The sequence below is a fragment of the Rhizobium sp. LEGMi-198b genome (assembly GCF_054114205.1).
The window spans coordinates 677,961-702,826 of sequence record NZ_JBSYVH010000001.1; the positions used below are offsets into that span (position 1 = coordinate 677,961).

At 61.5% G+C, this 24,866-nt stretch carries 23 protein-coding genes; 9 read left to right on the top strand and 14 right to left on the bottom strand.

Annotation, left to right across the window (positions count from 1 at the left end; all coding sequences use genetic code 11):
* Positions 1–255: 255 nt before the first annotated feature.
* Positions 256–996, bottom strand: a complete 741-nt coding sequence (locus tag ACXHXG_RS03315; RefSeq protein WP_445944977.1) for a helix-turn-helix transcriptional regulator — start codon at positions 994–996, stop codon at positions 256–258.
* Positions 997–1,314: 318 nt separating this feature from the next.
* Entirely contained in the window at positions 1,315–2,052 is a 738-nt protein-coding gene (locus ACXHXG_RS03320; RefSeq protein ID WP_283051454.1) for an IclR family transcriptional regulator, read from the bottom strand.
* A gap of 201 nt (positions 2,053–2,253) precedes the next feature.
* Here ACXHXG_RS03320 and ACXHXG_RS03325 point away from each other — a divergent pair, with 201 nt between their 5' ends.
* The 5 genes from ACXHXG_RS03325 to ACXHXG_RS03345 all read left to right on the top strand — a co-directional run bounded on the left by ACXHXG_RS03325 (position 2,254) and on the right by ACXHXG_RS03345 (position 6,500).
* Positions 2,254–3,024, top strand: coding sequence for an SDR family NAD(P)-dependent oxidoreductase (locus tag ACXHXG_RS03325; protein WP_457898483.1), 771 nt, complete (start codon positions 2,254–2,256; stop codon positions 3,022–3,024).
* A gap of 47 nt (positions 3,025–3,071) precedes the next feature.
* A complete protein-coding gene (locus tag ACXHXG_RS03330; protein ID WP_457898484.1) occupies positions 3,072–4,004 on the top strand; it encodes a 2-dehydro-3-deoxygalactonokinase in 933 nt (310 codons plus the stop codon).
* Positions 4,004–4,639: a 2-dehydro-3-deoxy-6-phosphogalactonate aldolase gene (locus ACXHXG_RS03335; protein WP_457898485.1), complete on the top strand. Its 636-nt coding sequence runs from the start codon at positions 4,004–4,006 to the stop codon at positions 4,637–4,639. Before ACXHXG_RS03330 ends, ACXHXG_RS03335 begins: the two co-directional genes overlap by 1 nt.
* Positions 4,640–4,643: 4 nt before the next feature.
* Positions 4,644–5,531, top strand: coding sequence for an SMP-30/gluconolactonase/LRE family protein (locus ACXHXG_RS03340; RefSeq protein ID WP_457898486.1), 888 nt, complete (start codon positions 4,644–4,646; stop codon positions 5,529–5,531).
* 348 nt (positions 5,532–5,879) lie between these two features.
* Positions 5,880–6,500 carry a PRC-barrel domain-containing protein gene (locus ACXHXG_RS03345; protein WP_104822145.1) on the top strand — a complete coding sequence of 207 codons (621 nt, stop codon included), beginning with the start codon at positions 5,880–5,882 and terminating at the stop codon, positions 6,498–6,500.
* A gap of 77 nt (positions 6,501–6,577) precedes the next feature.
* On the opposite strand, the gene ACXHXG_RS03350 is transcribed toward ACXHXG_RS03345, so the two are convergent.
* Together ACXHXG_RS03350 and ACXHXG_RS03355 are read right to left on the bottom strand one after the other, a co-directional pair.
* Positions 6,578–7,936, bottom strand: coding sequence for a putative bifunctional diguanylate cyclase/phosphodiesterase (locus ACXHXG_RS03350; RefSeq protein ID WP_104822144.1), 1,359 nt, complete (start codon positions 7,934–7,936; stop codon positions 6,578–6,580).
* 127 nt (positions 7,937–8,063) lie between these two features.
* The gene (locus tag ACXHXG_RS03355) at positions 8,064–9,797 is read right to left on the bottom strand and encodes a response regulator (protein WP_457898487.1); all 1,734 of its coding nucleotides are present in this window, start codon (positions 9,795–9,797) and stop codon (positions 8,064–8,066) included.
* Positions 9,798–10,135: 338 nt separating this feature from the next.
* Here ACXHXG_RS03355 and mutL point away from each other — a divergent pair, with 338 nt between their 5' ends.
* Positions 10,136–11,965 (top strand): DNA mismatch repair endonuclease MutL, encoded by a 1,830-nt coding sequence (gene mutL / locus ACXHXG_RS03360; RefSeq protein ID WP_104822142.1) that lies wholly within the window; start codon positions 10,136–10,138, stop codon positions 11,963–11,965.
* A gap of 83 nt (positions 11,966–12,048) precedes the next feature.
* Positions 12,049–12,279, top strand: a complete 231-nt coding sequence (locus ACXHXG_RS03365) for a DUF2093 domain-containing protein (protein ID WP_104822141.1) — start codon at positions 12,049–12,051, stop codon at positions 12,277–12,279.
* A gap of 12 nt (positions 12,280–12,291) precedes the next feature.
* Here the strand turns inward: ACXHXG_RS03365 and lpxK are convergent, their stop codons facing one another.
* The 6 genes from lpxK to ACXHXG_RS03395 form a co-directional block, all read right to left on the bottom strand.
* Positions 12,292–13,335 carry a tetraacyldisaccharide 4'-kinase gene (gene lpxK / locus ACXHXG_RS03370; protein ID WP_104822140.1) on the bottom strand — a complete coding sequence of 348 codons (1,044 nt, stop codon included), beginning with the start codon at positions 13,333–13,335 and terminating at the stop codon, positions 12,292–12,294.
* Positions 13,336–13,429: 94 nt separating this feature from the next.
* Entirely contained in the window at positions 13,430–14,158 is a 729-nt protein-coding gene (locus ACXHXG_RS03375) for an HAD family hydrolase (RefSeq protein ID WP_104822139.1), read from the bottom strand.
* Between the two features lie 9 nt (positions 14,159–14,167).
* Complete coding sequence (gene waaA / locus ACXHXG_RS03380; RefSeq protein ID WP_104824996.1) at positions 14,168–15,487, bottom strand: lipid IV(A) 3-deoxy-D-manno-octulosonic acid transferase; 1,320 nt, start codon at positions 15,485–15,487, stop codon at positions 14,168–14,170.
* 171 nt (positions 15,488–15,658) lie between these two features.
* Positions 15,659–15,904 (bottom strand): DUF4170 domain-containing protein, encoded by a 246-nt coding sequence (locus ACXHXG_RS03385; protein ID WP_104822138.1) that lies wholly within the window; start codon positions 15,902–15,904, stop codon positions 15,659–15,661.
* Positions 15,905–15,965: 61 nt separating this feature from the next.
* Positions 15,966–16,775, bottom strand: coding sequence for a 3'(2'),5'-bisphosphate nucleotidase CysQ (locus tag ACXHXG_RS03390; protein WP_104822137.1), 810 nt, complete (start codon positions 16,773–16,775; stop codon positions 15,966–15,968).
* Positions 16,776–16,795: 20 nt separating this feature from the next.
* Positions 16,796–18,145, bottom strand: coding sequence for a TldD/PmbA family protein (locus ACXHXG_RS03395; protein ID WP_104822136.1), 1,350 nt, complete (start codon positions 18,143–18,145; stop codon positions 16,796–16,798).
* 149 nt (positions 18,146–18,294) lie between these two features.
* Here ACXHXG_RS03395 and ACXHXG_RS03400 point away from each other — a divergent pair, with 149 nt between their 5' ends.
* The gene (locus tag ACXHXG_RS03400; RefSeq protein ID WP_457898488.1) at positions 18,295–20,112 is read left to right on the top strand and encodes a monovalent cation:proton antiporter-2 (CPA2) family protein; all 1,818 of its coding nucleotides are present in this window, start codon (positions 18,295–18,297) and stop codon (positions 20,110–20,112) included.
* Here the strand turns inward: ACXHXG_RS03400 and ACXHXG_RS03405 are convergent.
* Genes ACXHXG_RS03405 through ACXHXG_RS03415 form a run of 3 tightly spaced genes read right to left on the bottom strand, consistent with a single transcriptional unit; the run spans position 20,109 to position 23,600 of the window.
* Positions 20,109–20,975 carry a patatin-like phospholipase family protein gene (locus ACXHXG_RS03405; RefSeq protein WP_104822134.1) on the bottom strand — a complete coding sequence of 289 codons (867 nt, stop codon included), beginning with the start codon at positions 20,973–20,975 and terminating at the stop codon, positions 20,109–20,111. The two genes, ACXHXG_RS03400 and ACXHXG_RS03405, sit on opposite strands and share 4 nt — an antisense overlap.
* A gap of 18 nt (positions 20,976–20,993) precedes the next feature.
* Positions 20,994–21,560 (bottom strand): 16S rRNA (guanine(966)-N(2))-methyltransferase RsmD, encoded by a 567-nt coding sequence (gene rsmD / locus ACXHXG_RS03410; protein ID WP_104822133.1) that lies wholly within the window; start codon positions 21,558–21,560, stop codon positions 20,994–20,996.
* 6 nt (positions 21,561–21,566) lie between these two features.
* Positions 21,567–23,600 carry a pseudouridine synthase gene (locus ACXHXG_RS03415; RefSeq protein WP_457898489.1) on the bottom strand — a complete coding sequence of 678 codons (2,034 nt, stop codon included), beginning with the start codon at positions 23,598–23,600 and terminating at the stop codon, positions 21,567–21,569.
* 72 nt (positions 23,601–23,672) lie between these two features.
* On the opposite strand from ACXHXG_RS03415, the gene ACXHXG_RS03420 reads away from it, so the two are divergent.
* A complete protein-coding gene (locus tag ACXHXG_RS03420; RefSeq protein WP_457898490.1) occupies positions 23,673–24,131 on the top strand; it encodes a nucleoside deaminase in 459 nt (152 codons plus the stop codon).
* Positions 24,132–24,168: 37 nt separating this feature from the next.
* Here the strand turns inward: ACXHXG_RS03420 and ACXHXG_RS03425 are convergent, their stop codons facing one another.
* A complete protein-coding gene (locus tag ACXHXG_RS03425; protein WP_104822130.1) occupies positions 24,169–24,804 on the bottom strand; it encodes a hypothetical protein in 636 nt (211 codons plus the stop codon).
* Between the last annotated feature and the right edge of the window lie 62 nt (positions 24,805–24,866).

Genomic DNA, 24,866 nt, shown 5'->3' on the forward strand with positions numbered 1-24,866 from the left:
CGCTGTTATCAAAGTCCCCTCTGGACCTCTTCCTATGGAAATGCAGAAAGCGTGCCAGTTTCGCGAAATTAGAAAAATTGTTATTTTTCAGTTCGTTATAGGTTTTCGCAGTCACAGCCTGAAGTCAGTGCGGGATATATCGGCAAATTTTATGTGCAGCGCACAAAATTCACGCAGAAAATTGCCTGGATTTCGCTCGCACTAGCTGCCTGGACTGAACCTCAGCCCGAGGCCGCTGCGGACCGGGATGGTGTCTTATTTTATCAGCCCGACACGCAGCGCCTTGGCGACTGCCTGGGTACGGTTGACGGTATCCAGCTTCTTGGTGGCTCGGTTCAGGTAGTGATTCACCGTATGTTCGGAGAGGCTCAGGATTTCCGCGATTTCGGCGCTGGTCTTGCCGGCCGCCGTCCAGTTCAGGCAATCGATCTCCCGGTCGGTCAGCGCGTCGATGACGCGCACGTCCATATTGCGGATTTCGGCGAGCCTATCGAAGACGTAGATTGCGACATAGCTGAGATCCTTGATCTCTTCCTGGGTAAATGTCTCGCGGTCGCCAGCGAGCGATATCGCGCCACGAAGACCGGATGCGTCATGGGTGGGCAGATAGACGCAGCGCGTCATGCGAAAGCGTTCGAACAGGGCAGCGATGAGTTGCGCCCTGCTATCGTCGCGATTGGTGCCCACCGTTGTCTCGTGAACGAAAGGCAGCGTGGAGCTGCGCAGGCGTCGCAGCACAGGGCTGTTCGCCATCAATCCTTCCTGGTCGTAGGTCGCCAGGAGTTCGGCAGGCCAGTTGTTGATGACCGAATTGCTCTGCAGTTCGAAGGACGTCACCGGCGGCAGGTTCAGAACCATGAAAGCCCGGCAGCGATAGGCTTCAGTCAGCCGCTTCATGAAACGAAAAACATCAAACTGTGTTTTCAGACCGCTAATTTCATTAATGTAATCTTCCCCCCGAGGGGGCTTTCCCGCCTGCACCAATGCTGCCATCATTAGTCTTCTTTACATAAGGGAGGGGCACAACGCGAAAACGCCGCCTCCAGGCCTCCGGGTCACCACATGAACGCCGACAAACCGGCGTTTGATCAATATAATTTTTTAAAATCTCGCCTGCTGCGACACCATCTACTACGGCGCCGGGTGATCGGGCCGCCATTCTCCTCCGGGCATAGCAGCAGGTACCAGGGAGAACGGCAGTTGGTCCGCGATTCTCACAAGCTTCTCAGAATAAACGTGTAAGTTGGCCAAGGTCCAGCGCACGAAAGGCCAAATTGGTGAATTTCACATGACAGCCGAGAAAAACAGGCGCTTTTAGCGTCTTGGACCGAGCCGACTGTGCATGTCCTGCATGATCGCGGCCGCCGCTGCTTTTACCAATGGCGCCCATTCCTGCAATTTTTCCGGCGTAACGCGGTAGGCCGGGCCTGTCACCGAGACGCCGGCCAGCATTTCATTGTCGTCCGAGTGGATCGGCGCGGCGACACAGCATATGCCGCTCTCGTGCTCTTCACGATCAAAAGCACAACCGCACCTCCTGATGGCATCGATATCGGCCCGGAGATCTGCCACGCTGCGATGGGTATGCTCGGTATAGGCGTGAAACGCGAGCCCGGCGACCCGCGCTTCGAAGCTGACATCGTCGAGCGCGGACAAAGCCGCCTTGCCGACGCCGGTGCAATAGGCCGGCGAGGCATTGCCGATCTGCGAATACATCCGCACGGACTGCCGGCCCTCGACCTTGTCGAGATAGATGACTTCGGTGCCGCGCAGGACGCCGAGATGCACCGTTTCCCCGGTCTGCGCCTGCAGCAGACGCAGATGCGGCTCAGCGACGGTCCGAAATTCATTGCGCGCCCAACTGCGTGATGCGAGGCTCAGGAGCCTGATGCCGGGCAGATAGCATCCGTCGCGATCGGTCTCCAGCAGCCCTTCTTCGACGAGGTGAGACAATTGCCTGTGCAGCGTGCCGCGCGGCTGATCGGAGAGAGACAGGATGTCGGTGAAACGCATTGGACGATCGGCCAGCGCCACGAGATCGATGAGCGCCATCAGTTTGCCGAGCGTGCCGGTCTCCCGGCCGCGACGGATTTCCCTCACCTCGCCCTTCTTCGAATTCACGACTGCCTCGCCCGCGTTGATGTACCTCATGTCCTTGACACGACCGCAGGGTAATCGGATAATTCCACATAGTCAAATTGAGTTCCAAATAATGGAACAAACTGTGTTTTTCAATTCCGGGAGGAAAAGAACTTGACCGAGGCACAGGCACAATTTCCCGATCTTAGGGATCGCACCGTTCTCATCACCGGCGGCGGTTCCGGCATCGGCGCTGCACTCGTCGAAGGTTTTGCGCAACAGGGCGCCAAGGTCGCCTTCATCGACATAGCCGAGGAGCCGAGCAAGGCGCTTGCCGACCGGCTTTCGGCGCAATCGGCCCATGCCGTCTCCTTCTATCATGCCGATCTGCGCGACGTCGGCGCCATCAAAAGTGCGGTCGCCGCCGTCGAATCCGATCTCGGCGCCATTCGCGTCCTCGTCAACAACGCTGCCTGGGACGACCGGCACGAGATCGACACCACGACCGAGGAATATTGGGACAACAACCAGGCGATCAACCTCAAGCAGGTTTTCTTCGTCTCGCAGGCGGCAGCGCCGGGCATGCGCGCGGCCGGTGGCGGGGCGATCATCAATTTCTCGTCGATCGTCTTCAAGATGAATCCGCCGCTTCTTTCCGCGTACGCGACCGCAAAGGCAGGTGTCATCGGCCTGACCAAGAGCCTTGCCGGCCGCTTTGGACCGGAAAACATCCGCGTCAACGCCGTTTTGCCGGGCATGGTCGTCACCGAACGGCAGATGGAGCTTTGGCTGACGGAAGAAGGCATCGCCAAAACGGTCGAGCGCCAATGCCTCAAGCATGTTCTGAAGGCTGCCGATCTGGTTGGCCCGACGCTTTTTCTTGCATCCAACTGCTCGGGCAGCATCACCGCGCAGACCATCATTGTAGACGGAGGTATTCTCTAGTGAAAAACCAGGGGTATTTCGATTGAAAAATCAGAGGGATTTTTAAAATGGCGCGGCCCGCATACATAGCAGTCGATTGGGGCACCAGCAGTTTCCGCCTGTGGCTGATCGGCGAAGATGACAGCATTCTCGGCGAGCGCCGCAGCGGCGAAGGCATGACTTCGGCGGCTCAGACGGGCTTTGCCAAGGTGCTGCAGTCGCATCTCGATGCCCTTGCGGCGCCGGAAGACCTTCCGGTCATCGTCTGCGGCATGGCCGGAGCGCGCCAGGGCTGGGTGGAAGCCGGCTATATCGATACGCCGACATCACTCTCCGCCATCCTGACCGGCGCCGTCTCCGTACCCGGTCAATCGCGCGACGTCCGCATTCTGCCGGGCCTTGCGCAACGCGACAGGCAAGCGCCCGACGTCATGCGCGGCGAAGAGACGCAATTGCTCGGCGCGATCGCTGCCGACGTCAAGGGCGAGCAAGTCGTCTGCATGCCCGGCACACATTCGAAATGGGTGCGTGTCGCCGACGGCCAAGTCACCGGTTTTTCGACCTTCATGACCGGCGAGCTCTTCGACGTCATCACCAAACACAGCATCCTGTCCCACGCCGTTGCCGGTGCGGCCGACATGCCCGCGGACAGCGCCGCCTTCGCCTCCGCCATCAAAGCTGCCTTCGACAAGCCGGCCCTCGCCACGAACCTTTTGTTTACCGCCCGCGCCGGCCAGCTTCTGCATGGCCTGACGGCGGCCGGGTCGCAAGCGTTGATCTCGGGCACGCTGATCGGCGCCGAAATCGCCGGCGCTTTGTCGTCTGCTGGGCAAGGGGCCGCGATCACTCTGGTCGCCTCCGGACGCCTGCAGGCGCTTTATGAAGACGCATTCCGCATCCTCTCCCTCACCTATACGACTGTTGATGCCGATGCCGCCGTCCGCCGCGGACTCTCCGCCGCCGCGAAGGCGATCTGGCCGAATGATGAAAGAAAAAGCTGATGACGACCCGCATCCCCTTCCCTGCCATGAAGCGCCCGCTCATCGCCATTCTCCGCGGCATCAAGCCCGAGGAGACGGCTGACATTGTCGGCGCACTGATCGACGCCGGTTTGACGGCGATCGAAATCCCGCTGAACTCGCCGGAACCCTTCCGCTCCATCGAGATCGCCGCCAAGATGGCGCCCGCCGACTGCCTGATCGGCGCCGGCACGGTGCTGACCGTTGAAGATGTCGACCGGCTGGATGCCGCCGGCGGCAAGCTGCTTGTGACGCCGAATGTCGAGCCCGCCGTCATCAGCCGCGCCCGCGACAAGGGCATGGTGACAATGCCGGGCGTGTTCACCGCGACGGAAGCGCTTTCGGCCGCGCGCGCCGGTGCGACGGGGCTTAAATTTTTCCCGGCCGGCGTGCTTGGCGCCTCTGGTATCACCGCCATCCGCGCCGTCTTGCCGCCCGAACTCGTCATCGCGGCGGTCGGCGGCGTTTCGGACAAGAATTTCGCCGATTACATCAAAGCCGGCATCCTGGCTTTCGGTCTCGGCACCAGCCTTTACAAGCCGGGAATGACGACAGCAGAGGTTGCCGAACGCGCCAAGGTGACCATTTACGCCTATGATGCTGCCGTAGGAGCCTGACCATATGACCGACATTCATGATTTCCAGGGCAATATTCTCTGCAACACCGCATCTGTCCTGGGCGAAGGACCGACCTATGATCCCGATACGGATACGGTCTGGTGGTTCAATATCCTCGGCAAGGAGCTGCATGAACTGCATTTGTCGTCGGGCAAGAAGGAAGTTCACCCTCTGCCGATGATGGCGAGCGTGCTCGCCCGCGTCGATGCAGAACGGCAATTGATCGCCACGGAAGAGGGGCTGTTTCTTCGCGATATCAAATCCGGAGAATTGACCTTTTATGCTGCGATCGAGGCGGACAAGCCGGAGAACCGCTCCAATGACGGGCGCACGCATATCTCCGGTTCGTTGTGGATCAGCACGATGGGCAAGCGCGCCGAATTGCAGGCCGGCGCGATCTATCACGTCGCCGGCGGCAAGGTGACGAAGATCTTCGATCAGCTCAGCATTCCGAACTCCATCTGCTTTTCACCCGACGGCACGATCGGCTATTTCACCGATACCCGCCTCAGCCAGTTGATGCGGGTGCTGGTCGATCCGCAGACCGGACTTCCGGTCGGCGAACCGATCGTCATGGTCGACAGCATGGACGACCCAGGCGGTCTCGACGGCTCCGTCTGCGATGCCGACGGCTATATCTGGAACGCCCGCTGGGGCTCCGGTTTCGTCGATCGCTACAGCCCCGACGGCTTGCGCATCGAGCGCTACCGTGTGCCTGCCATGCAGCCCTCTTGCCCGGCCTTCATCGGTCAGAACGGTGATCGCCTCGCCGTGACCACGGCTTGGGAAGGTCTCGACGAAGACGCCCGCTCGATGCAGCCGCAAGCCGGTGCGCTTCTCGAACTCGGTCCCACGGTCAAGGGCGTCTTCGATCCGGTCTACAAGCTTTGATTGTATTTTATTTTCTTCCCGCTCCGAGGGAGATAATGCGGCCGGCAAAACTTTGCCGGCCTGCTTGGGATCACGCCGTCGTCCTGCGTTGAATGCCGCCCGTTCGTCGCTGTAACCGATCTGCAGGATCAATGGCTTCGGTTGCACAAGGCGGCGTCTCCTCCCTTAATTTTTCGCGTTATTTTGGCCCGACCAAAGGCGATTTGCAGCCGTTTCCCGCAACTCTTGCCGGAACTAAACCCTCGTTCGACCATTTTCCTTAACGAACCGGCACGGTGATGGTCAGCCAAAGGAGTGGCGCCGCCCGGGCTGGTGAACATGCCCATCAGAATGGAAGGTAGGTTCACGATGACCGGCAAATTGTTCACTTCCGCTGCTGTTGGCGCAATCTTTGCCACAGCATCGGTTCTTTCGCCGATGGCTTTCGCTCAACAGCAGCCGTCAACCGACAATAATACTGCGCCGATGACGAAGACCGCTCCGGCAACGCCTGACACCACCAAGCCGGCTGTCAAGACGCCGGAAAACGAAGCTAAGGCTCCGGCCCCGGCACCAACGACAAATACGGCTCAGGCCGGATATCTGACCGAGCAGTCGGCCGATCAGATGAGTGCCAAGACCTATATAGGCCAATCGGTCTATAACGGTGAGAATAAAAGCATCGGTAGCATCGACGACCTTATCCTGCAGAAGCAGGGCGGTGTTGTCGCTGCGATCGTTGGCGTGGGCGGTTTCCTTGGCCTCGGCCAGAAGAATGTAGCCGTTCCCTTCGACAAGATCACCGCGACGCAGAACGCCCAGGACGGCAGCATGAAGCTGACGACCACGGAAACGGCTGACTCGCTGAAGGCCGCGCCTGAGTTCAAGACGCTTGCTATGCAGGCTTCTGAGAAGGCCGCAAAGACCCCGGCAACGGCAGCAGTGCCTGGAACGGACACCACGACGACCTCGTCGACGACCAACAAATAACGAAGCTTATCGAGCAACCTTGAAAAAACGGCGGTCTTTACAGGCCGCCGTTTTCGCATCCGTCGCGGCGGTCACGTTCAGACGTGTTCGCGCTCACCGGCAAGTTCATAGTCGTTCTCGTGGAGATATCGCAGCGTCGCGAGACTGTCGGCGGGTTTGCCGTAGTAATAGCCCTGCCCCATGGCGCAACCGAGCGACCGAAGCTTCGCCGCCTCGGCATACTCCTCGATCCCCTCGGCAACCACCTGCAGATCAAGCCCTTCGCACATCGCAAGGATCGCCTTGATGATGTGTTCGGAGGCCCGGTCGGAATTGATGCGCGAGACGAAGGCGCGATCGATCTTCACCTTGTCGAAGATGAAATCGCGCAGGCGGCCGAGGCTGGATTGGCCGGTGCCGAAATCATCCAGCGAGATGCGCACGCCGGCCGCTCTGAGATCGGCGATGATGCGGTTTGCCGTGTCGGCGGAACTCATGACCGCCGTCTCGGTGATTTCCAGTTCCAGGCGATGCGGATCGAAGCCGACGCGGCCGAGAATGGCGAGAATGCTGCTGCTCGTGCCTGGATCCATCAATTGCACGGATGAGAGATTGAAGGAGAGGAAAAGCTCGCGCGGCCACGACAGCGCGGCCTCCGCCGCCTTTCGCAGCAAGGTCTCGGAGAGCGCATCGATGAAACCGCGCTCCTCGGCGAGCGGCACGAAGACCGCGGGCGAGACGAAGCCGAGATCGGCGTCGTTCCAGCGCGCCAACGCTTCGAAACCGACGATCGCATTGCTGGTGAGCGAGACGATCGGCTGGAAATGCACGTCGATGGCATTGGAAATGATGGCATTGCGCAGCGCCTGTTCAAGCTGCGTCGCACGCTTCATCTCCTGGTCGATTTCCTTGGAATAGACGGTGATCTGGCCACGCCCGCGCCGCTTGGAACGATAAAGCGCCGTCTCGGCGCTTTTCAGCAGATCTTCGAATTCCTCGCCGGCGAAGGGATAGATGGCGAAGCCGAAGGAGGCGGAAAGGCGGACGTTGCGGTCGCCGAGATCATAGGGCGCCGACAGCACTTCGCGGATCATCTGCCCGAACTTTTCCGCACCGACGCGCTCAAAGACGAGCGGCAGCACGAAGGCAAATTCGTCACCGTCATGGCGGGTGACGGTGGCGCCGTCGGGGATGCAGGCCTTCAGGCGGTGTGCGACCTGGCAAAGGATCTCGTCGCCGGCTTCGACGCCGAAGAGGTCATTGATTGGCTTGAAGGAATCGAGATTGGCGATACCGATGGTGAAGGGTGCAGGATCGCTCGCGCGCTCGGCGGAAAGCACGCGCGCGCGGTCGCGCATGCGATAGCGGTTCCCCAAGCCGGTCAGCGGATCGGTATAGGCCATCGCCTGCAATTCATTGTGACTGACTGGCGCAAGCGGTATTTCAGCCGATTTCATATTCAGTCCCGACACCTTCCTCCACCCGTGAAAGAGAATGACGGCGAAGTCTTAACAAAGGATGGCGGGACGACAGTCATTCGATGGGAGGAAAATCTATTCATTAGAAGTTATACAAGTATGAAATTTATTTGATTTGAGCTTTGCGGCTGCCGCGCATGTATTTCTGAAACACAGTCTCAAGAATATCCGGGCTGACAGGCTTCATGATGATATCGTCCATACCGGCATCGAAACATTGGTTGCGGTCACGCTCGAAAGCCTGGGTGAGCACGCCGATGATCGGGGTGTGCGATCCGCCCCCTTTCTCCGTGCGGCGGATCAGTCTTGCGGCTTCGAAACCGTTGAGGCCCGGCAGAGAAATATCCATCAGGATCAGTTGCGGGCGGTATTCGCTCCACAGCCGCACCGCCTCGTCGCCGCTGGTGGCGATCATGTAGCGATAACCGAGCCCTTCCAGGATCTGCGAGAAGACGATCTGATTGATATCATTGTCTTCGGCAACAAGGATCTGGAAGCTGCGATCCTCGCCGCCGGTCGCGATCTGCCAATCCTCCGCGCTGCCTTCGAGGGGTTCGCCCGGCTTGCTGAGGATATTGCGGTTGAAGTGCCGTGCGATCAGGAAGGTGAGTTCGGTGGCAAGCTGCGAGCCGTCCAGCGACAGAGCCGGCACATTCTGCCGCTCGGCCAATTCCAGGCCACGGTTTCCAAGCTGGTTGTCGATGATGACAAGATCGATCTTGATGCCCAGTGAGCTTGCGACATCCAGAAATGCCGCCTCCTCGCTTTCATTGTGGACCGAACATGCCTCGAAGCCGTATTTGGCGAGCATCTTCAACGCCGCCGATTCCGCGGCAACATCGCTGGTGACCACGAGAATCTTCCGGCCGGAGAAATTCTCGGGAACGAAGGTCTCCATTGTCGGCGCACGACGCGAGGCGGTCTGAAGTGCTGCCATCGGGACGTAGGCGCGCCGATAGGACCGATTGCTGTTTTCCTTGATCTCCGAGACAAGAGCGAATTCGTCGAAATCCGCGCCGTCTTTCGGCAGGTCCTGGATGGTGGCGACCAGGAAATAGCGGCCGGGCTTACCGATACGCTGTTTCCTGGTGACCACATCGCGCTCTATGCCATCGCGGGCGATCTGCCGCTGGCGCGAGATCGATATTTCGCCGGTTTCAATGACATGCCGGTCGTTCTCCTCGAAGCGGTTGGCAATATCCGTGGGGAAGAGATCGATACCCTTGCGGCCCAGCACTTCATCCGCCGAAGTTTGGTATTTATCGCAGAACGCCTTGTTGACCGCGACGTAAGCCATGTTGCGGTCTTTGACGAAGAGTGGAAACGGCAGGTTATCGAGAATATCCTCGGTGAGTTGCACGCGCTCCATGTCGAGGCGCCATTGCTCCTCCCGCTTCTTCACCTCCGAAATATCCGAGAGGATGCAGACGCCGAGACCCGACGGCAGCCGGCGCTTGACGAAGCGGACCCAACGATCCGCGCCGAAATGTTCCGTCGTCTCAAAACGCTCGCGCCAATGCGAGGCAATCCGCTGCGAGATCCAATCGTCGCGTGTTGATGCCGATTTCGTACGAACATCGTAATGCCGGACGCCACTGTCGAACACAGCGCCGAGAAAATCGCGGAGCCGTGTCGACGGCTGCAGAAATTGCGGCGGAATCGGATAGAAATTCAGGACCTGGCGGCTGGCGAACAGCAGCAGATCGTTCTTGTCATAGATAAGGAAGGCACTGGAGAGCCCATCGCAGACGGCATCGAACAGCGCCGCCTGCAGATTGCCATCAGACGGCACATCTTCGGTCATTGCTGCAAAAGCTGCCTTGTCAATCTCGGCAGTCATTCGTCCGATTCCTACATCTATCCGGTGCTGCGGCACACGGGGCTTGAGAGCGGCGACAGCTCTCGCGGTAAATTTATGGAAATATCATGCTGGCCTGAACACTTGAAACAGGCGGAAGCCGGCTCCTGTACATGACGGCCGCCTGCCTGCCGCCAAAAGCCGAGACGTACGCCGAGCGCGCCACCTGCAATCATTTCAAGTTTTGTGAATGCAACCTGTCATCATTCCCTTAAGCTTTGATTAAATTTCTAAACAAAGTCCTGCTGAATCGGGTGGATGACGAAAGGCAGGCTGCGTTTTCTCTTTCCACCCGGTCACGAATCCACGAAAATGCAGATATGGCCATCAAGCAACTCTCCGAAACCCTGATCAACCAGATCGCCGCCGGCGAAGTCATCGAGCGACCGGCGAGTGCTGCCAAGGAACTGATCGAGAATGCTTTGGACGCCGGCGCGACACGAATTGAGATTGCGACCGCCGGCGGCGGCAAAGCGCTGTTGCGGGTCAGCGACAACGGCGCCGGCATGGAGCAGGCGGATCTGGAGCTGGCAGTCAGGCGGCACTGCACCTCGAAGATATCGGACACGCTGGAGGATATCCGCACGCTCGGTTTCCGCGGCGAGGCCCTGCCCTCTATCGGCTCGGTGGCGAAGTTATCGATCGCCAGCCGGAAGCCCGGCAGCGATGGCGGCGCCGAGATTGCGGTCGCCGGCGGCAGGGTCCTGCACCTGCGTCCGGTAGCGGCCAATCCCGGCACGATCGTCGAGGTGCGCGACCTGTTTTTCGCAACGCCGGCGCGGTTGAAATTCCTGAAGACGGAGAAGGCCGAGGCTGCCGCGATCAGCGAAGTCGTCAAACGTATGGCGATCGCCTTTCCGCAGGTGCGTTTCGTGCTCTCCGGCAGCGACCGCTCGACACTGGAATTTCCGGCCACCGGCGACGATCACCTCGCCCGCATGGCGCAGGTGCTCGGTCACGAGTTCAAGGACAACGCCATCGAGCTCGACGCCCTGCGCGAAGATGTGAGCTTGACCGGCTTTATCGGCGTGCCAACCTTCAATCGCGGCAACTCGGCGCATCAATATGCCTTCGTCAACGGCAGGCCGGTGCAGGACAAGCTGATCCTGTCAGCGATCCGCGGCGCCTATGCCGAGACAATACCTTCCGGGCGCTATCCCGTCGCCGTTCTTTCCATCAGGCTCGACCCGGCTCTGGTCGACGTCAACGTGCATCCGGCGAAATCCGATGTCCGCTTCCGCGATCCGGGCCTGGTGCGCGGCCTGATCGTCGGCGCCATCCGCGAGGCTTTGGCGCGTGAAGGCGATCGGGCCGCAACGACGGGCGCCGACGGCATGCTTCGAGCCTTCAGCCCCGGTCGTTCAGGCTTCCAGCCCGCATGGCGGCCGTCGACACCATCAGCACCATGGACGCCAGAGGCTTCGCCTTCGCGGCCCTATCAGCCCGCGGCAACGAACGGACATGGATTCGGCGAGCGACCTCAGACCGCCTTCGATGGCCTCGCCATGCCGACCGCACGCGCCGAAACCGCCGCACCCATCGAGCCTGCACGGGCGGAGGAGCCGGCTCGGTTCCCCCTCGGTGCGGCCCGGGCGCAATTGCATGAGAACTACATCGTCGCCCAGACCGACGACGGCCTCGTCATTGTCGACCAGCATGCAGCGCATGAGCGGCTGGTGTTCGAGGAAATGCGCAAAGCGCTGCATTCCAAGCGGCTGTCTTCGCAGGTCTTGCTGATCCCGGAGATCGTCGATCTGCCGGAAGAGGATTGCGACCGGCTGATGGTGTTTGCCGACGAGCTTGGCGAACTTGGCCTTGCCATAGAGCGGTTTGGTCCCGGAGCCATTGCGGTGCGTGAGACGCCGGCGATGCTCGGCGAGGTGGATGCTCAAGGGCTGATCCGACAGTTGGCTGATGAGATTGCCGAGTGGGAGACCGCCTCGGGCCTTGCCGCCAAGCTGGAATATGTCGCCGCCACCATGGCCTGCCACGGTTCGGTGCGCTCCGGCCGAAGGCTGAGGCCGGAGGAAATGAACGCGCTGCTCCGTCAAATGGAGGCAACGCCCGGCTCGGGGCAGTGCAATCACGGCCGGCCGACCTATATAGAGTTGAAGCTCTCGGACATCGAACGGTTGTTCGGACGAAGCTGAGAGCAGATACGATCGAAAGAGCTGGAAAAGTCCAGCCTGCCGGGGTATGGCAAACAGATGACAGAGATCGGGGACGGCATCAGATGAATCTTTTTGAGGGACATGGAAACCGCGAGGCGAAGATTCGCTATCTCGACGGCGACTTCCAAATCCTCATGCCCGGCTCCTATGTCGTCTGCGCCATGACCGGCAAGCACATCGCGCTCGATGAGCTGCGCTACTGGAGCGTCGCCCGGCAGGAACCCTATGCCGACGTGATATCTTCGCTGGAAGCCGAAAAGCGCGCTGGCGCGCTTCCGAACCAGAAGCGCTGATCGCTACGATCGCTATTTCAGTTTCCGTCCTTCCCGTAACCGCCGTTCGCGGGCGGCTGCGATCGCGCGGTCGATGATCAAAGCCGGCGCGCGGCGATCGTCGAAGACCATGTCGATCTCGATGACACGGCTCGCCTGTAACAGCTCGTCGGCCCGGCCGTGATGGCCGATCAGGCGGACATAATCCTTGGAGGTGGTGACGATCTCCAGGCCTTCCCGGGCGGCGATATCGAGAATATCGGCTATCTCGTCTTCGCCCAGATGTTCATGATCGCCGAAGGTGCGACTAACGGCGATGCTGCCCCCCAGCGACTCGACCGTGCGGAAAAACTTGGTGGGGTCGGCAATGCCGGCAAAGGCGAGGACATTGCGCCCGCTCAGATCCTCCTGGCCGCGCACCTTGACCGATGCCGCGAAAAACGGCTTTCCAGCCCTCGCCGCCATGCGCACGAGCCGGTCGGCGGCATTGCCTTGGCCGACTTTCAGCAGCGCCGAGGCATAGCGCAACTGTGTCCTCAACGGCGCACGCACCGGCCCACCGGGAACGAGATGGCCATTGCCGATGCCTCTTGTGGCGTCGATGACGACCAGAGCATAGTCGATGGCAAGTTGCGCGCTCTGGAAACCGTCGTCCATGATGATGAGATCGGCGCCTTCGCGCACCAGCCGCTCCGCCCCGTCCGAACGGCGGCGGGAGATCACCGTCAATGCCTCACGGGCAAGCAGCAGCGGCTCGTCGCCGACCGCGGTGGCGTGATGGTGGTCTGGATCGACCACCGTCGTGACATCCAGCGAGCCGCCATAACCACGGCTGAGGAAGCCCGGCTTCAATCCCTTTGCCTTGGCGGCACGGGCTATCGCCAGCGCTGTCGGCGTCTTGCCGGCGCCGCCCACCGTGAAATTGCCAACGCAGATGACGGGTACGGGTACGGAAGCGCGGCGACCATGCGCCATGCGATAGCCGGCGATGCGGCCGTATACAAAGGAAAAGGGCGAAAGCCCCCAAGCGCGCCAATCCGGCTTCCGCCACCAGAACGGCGGTGCTTCCGATACCATAATCTAATCCCGCCTCGCGCCTCTTATGCCCATGCGATATCAGCAAGGCGGCAAGAAAAGGCAGATCGGATGAAAAAGCAAGCCTTCGCCTTGGTTAGACCGGCTGGGCAACGGGCAACAGGCTTTCCAGCTCGGTAATGTCATTGAGGCAATAATCGGAGGCGGCAGCAAGCGATTCACGCGAACCGGTGCCGGTCAACACCCCGATCCTCAAACCCGCACCGGCATTGTGCCCCATGTGCAGATCGTGATTATTGTCGCCGACGACGGCGATTTGCGCGGGGGAAAGCCCCGTCGCCTCGCAGAAACCGAGCACCATGCCGGGCTCTGGCTTGGTTCCGAAACCGCTGTCGTAACCAGCAATATAATCGAGATAATCGAGAAAGCCGAAGCGGCGTGCCGTCTGGCGAATAGAGCGCTCATTGTCGCTGGAGGCAACACCGAGCCTGTAGCCGCGCCCGTGCAGGCGATGGAAGAAACCGGCGAGATCGGTGACCGGCGCGGAGAAGTCGGCGGCGTGCGAAAACAGCGCATCGAGTTTTTCCGTCAGCTCCACCACGTCCATCGCAGAGCCGGCGGCGACAAGGCCTTCCGAAATCTGGCGAGTATTGCCGGCGGCAAGCAGGCTGTCAGGCACGATATGGCCGGTGACCGGGTCCATGCCGCAGGCCAAAAGCAAATGATCGGCAAGTAGGAGGTCACCCTGGGCCGCAATGCTGGCAAGTTCGCGATTAACCGGCAACCAGCTCGCGTCATAGTCGAGCAGCGTGCCGTCCTTGTCAAAGAGAATGCCCTCGATCGCGTCTAGTTTGAGTGACGTCATGTAGTGCCCTTATCCCTGCGCCATCGTCTTCGGCAGCAACCGTGCCTTTACCGTCAGTGGGTTGATGTAGGGTTCCAATCCCTTGATGGTCGCCGCCAGCGCCCCGCGCATCTCGTGCACGGCGGCGTAACCGGCGTCGATCATGCCGCGCCGCGCCGGATCGTTGGTCAGCAGGTAATGCACGCCCCTCGCCAGCATTTCGGTGTCGCGCACCATGCGGGCGCTGCCGCGGCGGGCGAGCAATTGATAGGAGTCGCGGAAATTCTGGACATGACCGCCGGTCAGGATAGCGCAACCCAGCATGGCCGGTTCCAGAGGGTTTTGTCCGCCCTCATTGTACAGCGACTTGCCCATGAAGGCGACTTCGGTCATGCGCAGATAGAGGCCCATTTCGCCGATCGTGTCGCCGAGGAAGACATCGACATCGGGCGACAGCACATCGTTGCGGGTGCGGCGCGCCACTTTCAGTCCCTGCTCGACGAGCATTGCTTCGATCGCGTCGCAACGTTCGGGATGGCGCGGCACTATGATGGTCAATTGGCCGTTATGCTCCTTCAGCGTCTTATGGACGATGGCGGCAGCATTCTCTTCGCCCTCGAAGGTGGAGACGGCAGCCCAGGTCTTGCGCCCGCCGATCTGCTTCATGTAGCGGGCAAGGGTCGGCGCGTCGTAGGGCGGGGCGTCGGTATCCACCTTGAGATTGCCGGACTTGAGCACCTGCCGCGCACCGAGATCGCGATAACGCTCGGCATCAAGATCGGATTGCGCGACGACCAGCGCCAGGTTTTCGAACAGCGCTTCCGAGAGCGACGGATGCTGGCTCCAGCGGGCAAAAGAGCGATCCGACAAGCGGGCATTCACGAGGATCTGCGGGATGCGCCGGCGGCCGAGCTCCATGATGGTCATCGGCCAGATCTCGGATTCGGCGATGATGGTGCAATCAGGCTGCCAATAATCGAGGAAGCGGCTGACGGACGGCTTCAGGTCGAGCGGCACATATTGGTGGATGACCTCGTCGCCAAGGCGCTCCTGGGTCACCTTGGCCGAGGTGATGGTTCCCGTGGTCAGAATAACGTGGATGTCGCGACGGCGAATTTCGCGGATCAGCGGAACGACCGCCGAGGTCTCGCCGACGCTTGCGGCATGAAACCAGACGAGCGGCCCTTGTGGACGATTGGCGCTGGCATAGCCGAAACGCTCCAGCCGACGGGAGCGGTCTTCCTTGCCCTTGGCGGCGCGGACGGTAAGGTAAGTCCCGACAAGGGGATAGACCGCAATCCCGCCAAAGCGGTAGGCACCCAAAGCGAGGCGCGCCCTAGCGCTACTCATCTCGATTGCCTCCGATCCAAGGTGATCGTCATCGATGCCAAATCCCAATTATTTCACGGCCGAATGTTCGGCCGATTCTTCGTTCTGATTGCGTCAAAAATACTACGCCATAGCCGGATTAAAAAACGACGATGCCCGTCCGGACGGGAATATCAAATATTAAATGCGACCTCAGGAGGAAGCCTTGTCCTGCGGATCGAGCAAACGATGCAGATGGACGATGAAATAACGCATGTGAGCGTTGTCGACGGTCTGCTGCGCCTTCGACTTCCAAGCGGTCAGCGCACTCGCATAATCGGGATACATGCCGACAATGTCGAGTTCGTTCAGATTGCGGAATTGTACTTCCTCGAGGTTTTCCAATTCCCCGCCGAAGACGAGGTGCAAGAGCTGCTTTTTGTCGCTGGTATCAGTCATTTTCGTCTCTTTCTGCTGTCGTCCCCCTCCACTCTTCCTGTGCGGGATTTTGACCAAAAGGTCAACCGTTTCGTCTGTGGGAGAGCTGGCGTAGGAATTGCGGCAGCCGTGCCGCCGGAGCGCCGCAGAGTTCGTCATGCGAGACCTCCGCGCGATTGTAGTTGAGCGGATGGCCGAAGAGATCGACCAGCGCCCCGCCTGCCCGCTCCAAAATGAGGTCGGCGGCTGCGAGATCCCAATCATGGGAGTTGCGTTTGACGATCGTCCCTTCCAGCCGGCCGTCGGCCACCATGGCGAGGCGATAGGCGAGCGACGGCACATGCTTTGCCCGTTCGATCGTCTTGCGGAAATCCGGATCGAAGCCGCTCAACATATCCTCACCGGCGGCGAGCCTGTGGATATCGTGTTCCGGCCTGACGGAAACCGCGATCGGTTCGCCGTTCTTCAGCGCCGGGCCATCGGCCGTTGCAACGAACAGCTCCTCCAATGCCGGCGCGTAGAGGACGCCCGCGGTCGGGCGCCCGGCGGTCACCACGGCAACACTGATGCACCAAAGCTCAAGCCCCGACAGAAACCCGCGTGTGCCGTCGATCGGATCGACAACGAAGACGGTCGAATGCGACAGCCGCTCGGCATCGTCGTCGGTCTCTTCCGAAAGCCAGCCATAGTCCGGTCGCGCGGGACGCAGGATGGAGGCAAGCTTCTCGTTGGCCGCGAAATCGGCGGCGCTGACGGGGGAGCGCCCCTCGTTCTTCCACCAGACCTCAGGCGATTGGCGGAAGAAGCTGAGAGCGATATTGCCTGCCTGGCGTGCCGCTTCAACGATCAGATCGAGATCGCTCAATTGGCCGACTGCGTCTCTATCGCTCATTCCGAATTCCAATCTCCGCCTCAGCGCCCAGCCAGCGTCATGCCCTCGATGGCGAGCGTCGGAGCCGCGACGCCGAAATCGCGGTCAATATCGTTTGCCGGCGTCAGGCGCATGAACATGTCCTTGAGGTTGGAGGCGATCGTCACCTCCGACACCGGAAACGTCAATTCGCCATTCTCGATCCAGAAACCGGTAGCGCCCCGGCTGTATTCGCCAGTGATCATATTGACGCCGTGGCCGATCAGTTCGGTGACGTAGAAACCATTGCCGACATTGCGGATCAGCTCTTCCGGCGAAATATCACCAGGCTCCAGCGCCAGATTGGTGGAGGACGGAGAAACGGCCGTGCCGCCACGGGCACCGCGCCCATTCGTTCTGAGACCGCCGATCTCGCGTGCAGCCGACGTGGACAGGAACCAATGCTTCAGCACGCCATCTTCGATCATCACCAGGCGCTTGCCCGAAACGCCTTCGCCATCGAAGGGACGCGAGGCCGGGCCGCGCACGATCAAGGGATCGTCCGTAATCGACAGGCCGGCCTTCAGCACCTGCTCGCCCATCTTGTCGCGCAGGAAACTGGTCTTGCGTGCGACGGATGCGCCGTTGATCGCGCCGGCGATATGACCGACGAAGCCGCGCGCCACGCGCGGATCGAAAACGACCGTCACATCCTTGCCGGTCGGCACCTGGCGCGGATTGATGCGCTTGACCACCCGCTCGCCGGCGCGGCGACCGATATCCTCGGCTGCGTCCAACTCGGCGAAATAAAGGCGGCTGTCGAAATCGTAATCACGCTCCATGCCGGTGCCTTCACCGGCGATGACACTGACGGAGCGGCTGAAGCGCGAACCCATATAATGGCCGGCGAAACCATGGGACGTGGCAAGCACCATGCCGCCCATGCCGGCGGATGCGCCTGCGCCCGAGGAATTGCTCACGCCGGGAACGGCGAGCGCTGCCTCTTCCATCGCAAGGGCTGCCTCGCGCAGTTGAACCGACGAGACCTCGGTCGGATCGAAAAGTTCGAGATCGGGATAGGTCTTGGCAAGATCGGCTTCATCGGCAAGGCAGGCGAACGGATCTTCCGGCGAGACCTTTGCCATGGCGACGGCGCGTTCAGCCAGCGCCTGGAGGTCGAAGCCGGGATTGGCCGAGACGTTGGCGACACGGTTGCCGACAAACACCCTCAGTGAAAAATCGTCGCTTTCGGAGGATTCGGTGCCTTCGACCTTGCCGAGGCGGACGCTGACGGATTGCGCCCGCGAGCGCACGACGACGGCATCGGCCGCATCCGCACCGGCTTTCCGGGCGAGGTCGATCAACTGGCTGGCGCGGGAAAGCAGAGTGGCGGAATCGATTTCTGAAGACATGATTTGGCCTTTCCTTCGCGTTCCATTTATTGTGCACTACATAAAGCATCAAGGGCGGCCACGCCGATTCTTGTCCGAATGTCTTCACGCATGGTTGTTTCTGATGACTATGCGCTGCAACACCGCCTGCCCACAGGAAGAAACAGACGATGTCCGCGCCGAATGCCCTCTTTACCGAAACCCTGATGCTGCTCGGAGGCGCCGTCGTCACGGCGCCGATCTTCAAGAAATTGGGGCTTGGCACCGTACTCGGCTATCTCGCCGCCGGCGTCGTCATCGGGCCAGTGCTGCACGGCATCGGCGATGGCGAATCCGTGTTTGCCGTCGCCGAACTCGGCGTCGTCTTCCTACTGTTCATCATCGGCCTGGAGTTGAAACCATCGCGCCTGTGGCAGATGCGGCGCGACATTTTTGGCCTCGGCACGGCGCAGGTGGTCCTGAGCGGACTGGCGCTGACGCTCGCCGCTTATCTCGCTCACATTGCCGGCTGGCGCGGCAGCATCATCGTCGGCTTCGGCTTGGCGCTCTCCTCCACGGCCTTTGCCATGCAGATCCTCGAGCAGGAAGGCGACGTCAACACCAAATACGGCCAGCGTTCCTTTTCCATGCTGTTGCTGCAGGATCTGGCGATCGTGCCGCTGCTTGCCCTGGTCACGGTTCTTGGCGGGCCGACGCAGGCTTCCAATCCGGTCCTGGACCTTGCTATCGCCGTCGGCGCCGTCGCGGCAATGATCATTGCCGGACGTTACCTGCTGACGCCCCTGTTCCAGGTCATCGCCCGCACCGGCGCGCGCGAGGCGATGATCGCCGCCGCCCTGCTCGTCGTCATGGGATCGGCGACGCTGATGCAGCTTGCCGGCCTCTCCATGGCAATGGGGGCCTTTCTCTCCGGCGTGATGCTCGCCGAATCCTCCTATCGCCATGAGCTGGAGGCCGATATCGAGCCTTTCCGCGGCGTGCTGCTCGCCATCTTCTTCATCGCCGTCGGCCTGTCGCTCAAACTGGATGTCATCGCCGACAATTGGGCGCTGATCGTGCTCGCCGTGCCGGTCGTCATGGTCATCAAGGGCGTGATCATCTATGCGCTCTGCCGTGTGACGGGCTCGTCGCATGACGATGCCATCCGCATCGCCTGCCTGCTTCCCCAGGGGGGTGAATTCGGTTTCGTGCTGTTCAGCGCAGCCAGCGTTGGCGGCGGGCTCTTCTCCGCCAGCACGGCCTCATTGCTGATCGCGATCGTAACGCTCTCCATGGCGTTGACGCCGCTCGGCGCAGCGCTTTCGAAGCGCATGCTGACCGGCGATGGGCATGAGGAGCTGGACGAGGATTTCGATGGTGCCGGCTCCGACGTGCTGATGATCGGCTTCTCGCGTTTCGGCCAAATCGCCGCGCAGATCCTGCTGGCCGGCGGCCGCGATGTCACGGTCATCGACTTTTCCGCCGATCGCATCCGCCAGGCCTCCAACTTCGGCTTCCGCATCTATTTCGGCGACGGCACCCGCAAGGATGTGTTGCGTTCGGCCGGCATCGACCGCGCCAAGCTGGTCGTCGTCAGCACGCATCAGCGCGAAATCACCGACAAGATCGTCGAACTCGTGCAGACGGATTATCCGCATGCCCGCATCTTCGTCCGTTCCTACGACCGTATTCACTCGATTGCGCTGCGCAACAAGGGCGTCGATTTCGAGCTGCGCGAAACGCTGGAATCCGGCCTGCTCTTCGGCCGCCGCACGCTGGAAGCCCTCGGTGTCAGCGAAGCCGACGCCTTCGAGATCGGTGAGGATATCCGCAAGCGTGACGAACAGCGGCTGGTGCTGCAGGTCAGCGAAGGATTGCAAGCCGGGCGCGACATGCTCTATTCACGGCCAGTCAGGCCGGAACCGCTGGTCAAACCAAAACGCAGCGCCGATATTTTCAGCAACGACGACGATCTCTCCGTGCCGGCGGAGGAGCCGGAGCGGGCTTAGTTCTTCGCAGTGATCACCCGGTCGAGGGCGAATTTGAGCTCTTCCTTGACGCTGGCGGACATGGCGAGGATATCGCGGGCCTTCAAAAAATCGAGCACGCCGGTGCGGCCGATTGGCGGGCGCAGGAATATCTGCGGTGAAAGCAGCCGCAGCTTCAGCGCGATATTGGACTGCATCGTCAGTTGTCCAGCACCGAACAGGCTCTCGATACGGTTTGGGATATGGGTGCCGTCGCCATCCGGCCCACCGACAACGTCGATGCCGATGATGATGTCGGCAAGTCCGGCCAGATGCTCGTAGGGAACCGGATTCATAATGCCGCCATCGATCATGACGCGGTCGCCGACCTTGACCGGCATGAAGACGGCGGGGATGGCGGCGGAGGCAGCAAGGACCGGGAAAAGCTCGCCTTTTTCGGTCACCACCTCGGTCTGGTCATAATAGTCCGTCGTCACCACCTTCAGCGGAATATGCAGCTCGGAGAAATCTTCCGGAAAGGTTGAAGGCAAGAATGCGCGCAGGATGCGTTCGAGATTGAACTGGCCGATCCGGAAGCTGCGCATGTTCGGGGGTCGCAGGCTCCACATCTTGTTGAGCACAGCCGGGCGGTTGCCGACCGTGGCGAGCGTATAATCGCGGATTTCCGCGCCGCTCATGCCAGCCGCCATGGCGGCGCCCATGATCGAGCCTATGGAAGCGCCGGCGATCGCGACCGGGCGGATGCCGAGTTCATCTAGCGCCTCGATGATATGGATATGGGCAAGTCCGCGGGCACCGCCGCAGCCGAAGGCGACCGCGACGCTCGGCGTGCTGGATGTCGCGAGCGTATAATCGCTCCCAACAAAATCGGCATAATCGCCCATGATCCTCTCCTTCCGCCACTAGGCCTGTCGAGGCTGATAACGGAAGAAATGCATCTTGCTGTCGCCGAAGGTCCGCTCTTCCAGGAAGAGAAAATCCGGCGCGACGGAAACCGTGACGTCGGCGCGTTCCTCGAGGATTGCCAAGGCTCCCGGCACCAGCCAGCCGCCGGCAGCGGCAGCGGCGAAGGCCTTCTCGCCCAGACCCTTGCCATAGGGCGGATCGGCGAAGAGAAAATCGAAAGGCTCCAGATTGCCGACGCTGCCGAGATCGGTGGCGTCCCGCCGCAGCATGCGCGTGCGGCCGTGCAGGCCAAGCGCGTCGATATTTTCCCAAAGCAGGCCACGGCCTTCGACGCTGCTTTCGACAAAAAGCACATGGCGGCAACCGCGCGAAGCGGCTTCGAGCCCGACCGCGCCGGTGCCGGCAAAGACATCCATCATCCGCGTGCCATCGATGGCCTCGGGATAGGCATGGCTCAAGATATTGAAAAGGCTCTCGCGCGTGCGGTCCGCCGTCGGACGAATGTCGTTCGACTTCGGCACCGCAAGCGACCGACCGCGAAATTCACCGCCGACGATCCGCACCGCGCGTCAACCTCTTCCGCCCTTGGGGCCACCTCTGCCGGGGCCGCCACGACCGGGACCGCCGCGACCCGGGCCGCCAGACGGACGGCCTGCGCCACCGGGTTTACCGCCAAAGCCGCGCGAGCCGCCAGGCTTTCCACCCGGTTTGCCGCCAAAGGACTTGCCGCCGCCCGGCTTCTTGCCGAAGGGCTTGCCGGCCGGCCGGTCCCCGTAGGAACGCTCGCCCTGCGGACGGTCACCCATGGGCCGATCACCGCGCGTGGGCCGATCACCACGCGGCGGGCGATCCCCGAACGGGCGATCGCCGCGAGGACGTTCGGAGCGCTGTTCGCCGCCGAAAGACTTGGCCCGCGGACGCTCGTCTCCCTCAGCACGCGGCCGCCGGTCGCCGCGGGGTTTATCGCCATATGGACGATCGCCACGCGGTTTGTCGCCGAAAGAACGCTCTCCACGGGGCGGACGATCTCCGAAGGAGCGTTCGGAACGGCCTTCTCCCTGGAAGGATTTCGTACGGGGGCGATCACCGCCCTCGGGACGCGAGCCGCGTTCACCGCGCGGACGATCGCTAAACGGGCGCTCGCCGCGAGGACGGTCGCCAAACGAACGATCCCCGCGGGCGGGACGGTCGCCCTGCGGCCGATCACCTCGGGGACGATCACCAAAGGTTCGGTCATCCCGGGAGCGCTTGCGATCAAAGCCCTCGTCGTCGCGCGACTTGCGTGATGCGACCTCGCTCGAACGGATCCACTCGCCATCCCCCTCGTCGACGCGGTTGATCCGAACGCGTGGGCCTTCGTCCGGGCGATCGAAGCCGCTACGCTGCGGGCGTTCCACTTCGCCGCGCTTTGCGGCGGTCCTTGCATTCTTGGCAGCCTTTGCAGCAGCCTTTTCGCCGAGCGGACGGGCACCAGGCGCCATCCAGACATTCGCGCTCCGACGCGGACCCAGCGGCTGGCGCTTCGGCCGGTCGTCGTCCTTGTGGCCGGCTTCGCGGCGCCCCTCATCCCGGCGGTCATCGCGCTTGGTGTCGAGACGGCTCAGGGCGCGCTCGCGCTTATCCTCGGGGCGCTCGCGACGCGGGCGCTCTTCCTTGGCCGCGCGAGCAGGCTTCGCCTCCGGCTCATCCTCGGCGGCAACGGCCGAGCTATTGTAAAGCGGCGCGTCGAAATTCGCCTTGGCGTCTTCCACCAGGCGGGGACCGAGCTGATCGCGCAGCGTGCGCCCACGCACTTCCAACACCCTGCCTTCCGGCAGCTCGCCGAGCTGGAATGGGCCGTAGGAGATACGGATCAGGCGGTTGACCTCGAGGCCGAGCGCGCCGAGCACATTCTTGATTTCGCGGTTCTTGCCTTCGCGCAGGCCCATGGTGATCCAGACGTTGGACCCTTGCGTGCGGTCGAGCGTCGCCTCGATCGAGCCGTAAAGCACGCCGTCGACGGCGATGCCTTCCCGCAGCTTGTCCAGCGCTTCCTGATCGATCTCGCCGTGGGCGCGCACGCGATAGCGACGCAGCCAGCCGGTGGTCGGCAGTTCCAGCACGCGGGCAAGGCCGCCGTCGTTGGTCAGCAGAAGCAGGCCTTCGGTGTTGATGTCGAGGCGGCCGATCGACATGACGCGCGGCAGCTCTTCCGGCAGGTTGTCGAAGACGGTCGGACGTCCTTCCGGATCGGCATTGGTGGTCACGAGGCCCGCCGGCTTGTGATAGAGCCACAGGCGCGTGCGCTCGATGCCGCGGATCGGCACGCCATCCACTTCGATCTTGTCGGCGAGCGTCACGTTGACCACCGGCGTATCCAGCAGCACGCCGTTCAGCTTCACACGGCCGTCCATGATCATGCGCTCGATGTCACGGCGCGACGCCACGCCGGCGCGCGCCATCACCTTGGAAATGCGTTCCGCTTTTCCATCCCCGCCTTCTGCCTCTGCCGCCACTTTGGCGGACACAGCCTTCGTCGGCTTGGCGTCATCGCGCGTCTTCGTCTGCTTGTCGCGGGTAAAGGGTTTGGACCCAGGCCGCTTGGGCTTGTCATTCATTGTCATTTGTTGTTTGCCTGAATTTTTAAGGCGTGTTCCTATCAGGTCACGCCCCCGCGGTTAAGTGGAAAATCTTAAATGGTGAATACAAATCACTTCATGGAGCTGGCGCTCGCCGAAGCGCGAAGCGCCGGCGCGCGCGGTGAAGTGCCTATCGGAGCCGTCCTCGTGGTCGACAATGCCGTTGTCACCAAGGCCGGCAACCGCACCCGAGAGCTCAACGACGTCACCGCGCATGCCGAAATCGCCGTGATCCGCATGGCCTGCGAGGCACTCGGCCAAGAGCGGCTGACGGGTGCAGATCTCTATGTAACGCTGGAGCCGTGTACCATGTGCGCGGCCGCCATCTCGTTTGCCCGCATCCGCCGCCTTTATTACGGCGCGGAAGATCCGAAAGGCGGCGGCGTCGATAACGGCGTGCGCTTCTATCGCCAGCCAACCTGTCATCACGCGCCGGAAGTCTATTCGGGCATGGCCGAGCGGGATGCGGCCGACATTCTCAGGGAATTCTTCCAGCAAAAGCGCCTGGAAGACTAGAAAGCGGCGTTTTGACCGCCGCTTCAGCTAGAAAGGCTTATTGGAAAGGCTTCCACCAACTGCTGTTGCTGGACTGCTGCGCGGCCTCGGCGTCCTTCTTGCGCTGCTTTTCCTTCTTGCTCTCGGGGGTGCCGAGATCGTTGAGAGCAGCCTCGTCGGAGACCTGGCGGTATTGCTGCGGCGGATCGATCAGGTAGCGGCGCTGATCGATATAGGTGCCGTCCTGATCCTGGCGCGCGGCCCGATAGGCGGCGGTCTGCTGCGCTTCGCTCACGCGGTTGCGGCCACTGTCGGCCTGAGCGAGCGGAGAGCGATAGTTAACATTGTTCTTGTTCTGATCGGCTTCCTCCGCCAGGCGCTTGCGCGAATCTTCCGGCGATTCCAGCCAGGCCGGATTATCCTTGCTGGCCAGCGACTGCTGCGGCGAAGTCAGGTTTTCCCTGTCGTTCTGGGCCGGAAGCACCAGGCCCGGGCGGTTCGGATATTTTACGCCCTTGTCCTTCGGCGTGGCCGCCGAAACGGATGCGATGTCGCTGATATCATCGAAGAGCTGTTCGCCGGCGGTCTTGTCCGTGCCGTAGCGCGGGCCGCTCATGCAGCCGGACATCAGACCGCAGCCAATCACGAGTGCCGCCAAGCTGACGCCGACACGAATCCTATGTATCGCTCTCATGAATACCCTTCCCAGCTACGCCGGTGCAACTATCGCAGAACCCCATTTCACGGCAACTGCCG

Bases quoted from the DNA above. Each gene is read 5' to 3' on its own strand.
- ACXHXG_RS03340 (WP_457898486.1), top strand. From the start codon at position 4,644: ATGACCGACATTCATGATTTCCAGGGCAATATTCTCTGCAACACCGCA.
- ACXHXG_RS03335 (WP_457898485.1), top strand. From the start codon at position 4,004: ATGACGACCCGCATCCCCTTCCCTGCCATGAAGCGCCCGCTCATCGCC.
- ACXHXG_RS03385 (WP_104822138.1), bottom strand. From the start codon at position 15,904: ATGACTGATACCAGCGACAAAAAGCAGCTCTTGCACCTCGTCTTCGGC.
- ACXHXG_RS03330 (WP_457898484.1), top strand. From the start codon at position 3,072: ATGGCGCGGCCCGCATACATAGCAGTCGATTGGGGCACCAGCAGTTTC.
- ACXHXG_RS03345 (WP_104822145.1), top strand. From the start codon at position 5,880: ATGACCGGCAAATTGTTCACTTCCGCTGCTGTTGGCGCAATCTTTGCC.
- ACXHXG_RS03375 (WP_104822139.1), bottom strand. From the start codon at position 14,158: ATGACGTCACTCAAACTAGACGCGATCGAGGGCATTCTCTTTGACAAG.
- ACXHXG_RS03420 (WP_457898490.1), top strand. From the start codon at position 23,673: ATGGTGAATACAAATCACTTCATGGAGCTGGCGCTCGCCGAAGCGCGA.
- ACXHXG_RS03355 (WP_457898487.1), bottom strand. From the start codon at position 9,797: ATGACTGCCGAGATTGACAAGGCAGCTTTTGCAGCAATGACCGAAGAT.
- ACXHXG_RS03350 (WP_104822144.1), bottom strand. From the start codon at position 7,936: ATGAAATCGGCTGAAATACCGCTTGCGCCAGTCAGTCACAATGAATTG.
- mutL (WP_104822142.1), top strand. From the start codon at position 10,136: ATGGCCATCAAGCAACTCTCCGAAACCCTGATCAACCAGATCGCCGCC.
- ACXHXG_RS03365 (WP_104822141.1), top strand. From the start codon at position 12,049: ATGAATCTTTTTGAGGGACATGGAAACCGCGAGGCGAAGATTCGCTAT.
- ACXHXG_RS03315 (WP_445944977.1), bottom strand. From the start codon at position 996: ATGATGGCAGCATTGGTGCAGGCGGGAAAGCCCCCTCGGGGGGAAGAT.
- ACXHXG_RS03390 (WP_104822137.1), bottom strand. From the start codon at position 16,775: ATGAGCGATAGAGACGCAGTCGGCCAATTGAGCGATCTCGATCTGATC.
- ACXHXG_RS03395 (WP_104822136.1), bottom strand. From the start codon at position 18,145: ATGTCTTCAGAAATCGATTCCGCCACTCTGCTTTCCCGCGCCAGCCAG.
- ACXHXG_RS03415 (WP_457898489.1), bottom strand. From the start codon at position 23,600: ATGACAATGAATGACAAGCCCAAGCGGCCTGGGTCCAAACCCTTTACC.
- waaA (WP_104824996.1), bottom strand. From the start codon at position 15,487: ATGAGTAGCGCTAGGGCGCGCCTCGCTTTGGGTGCCTACCGCTTTGGC.
- ACXHXG_RS03425 (WP_104822130.1), bottom strand. From the start codon at position 24,804: ATGAGAGCGATACATAGGATTCGTGTCGGCGTCAGCTTGGCGGCACTC.
- lpxK (WP_104822140.1), bottom strand. From the start codon at position 13,335: ATGGTATCGGAAGCACCGCCGTTCTGGTGGCGGAAGCCGGATTGGCGC.
- ACXHXG_RS03320 (WP_283051454.1), bottom strand. From the start codon at position 2,052: ATGGCGCTCATCGATCTCGTGGCGCTGGCCGATCGTCCAATGCGTTTC.
- ACXHXG_RS03405 (WP_104822134.1), bottom strand. From the start codon at position 20,975: ATGGGCGATTATGCCGATTTTGTTGGGAGCGATTATACGCTCGCGACA.
- ACXHXG_RS03400 (WP_457898488.1), top strand. From the start codon at position 18,295: ATGTCCGCGCCGAATGCCCTCTTTACCGAAACCCTGATGCTGCTCGGA.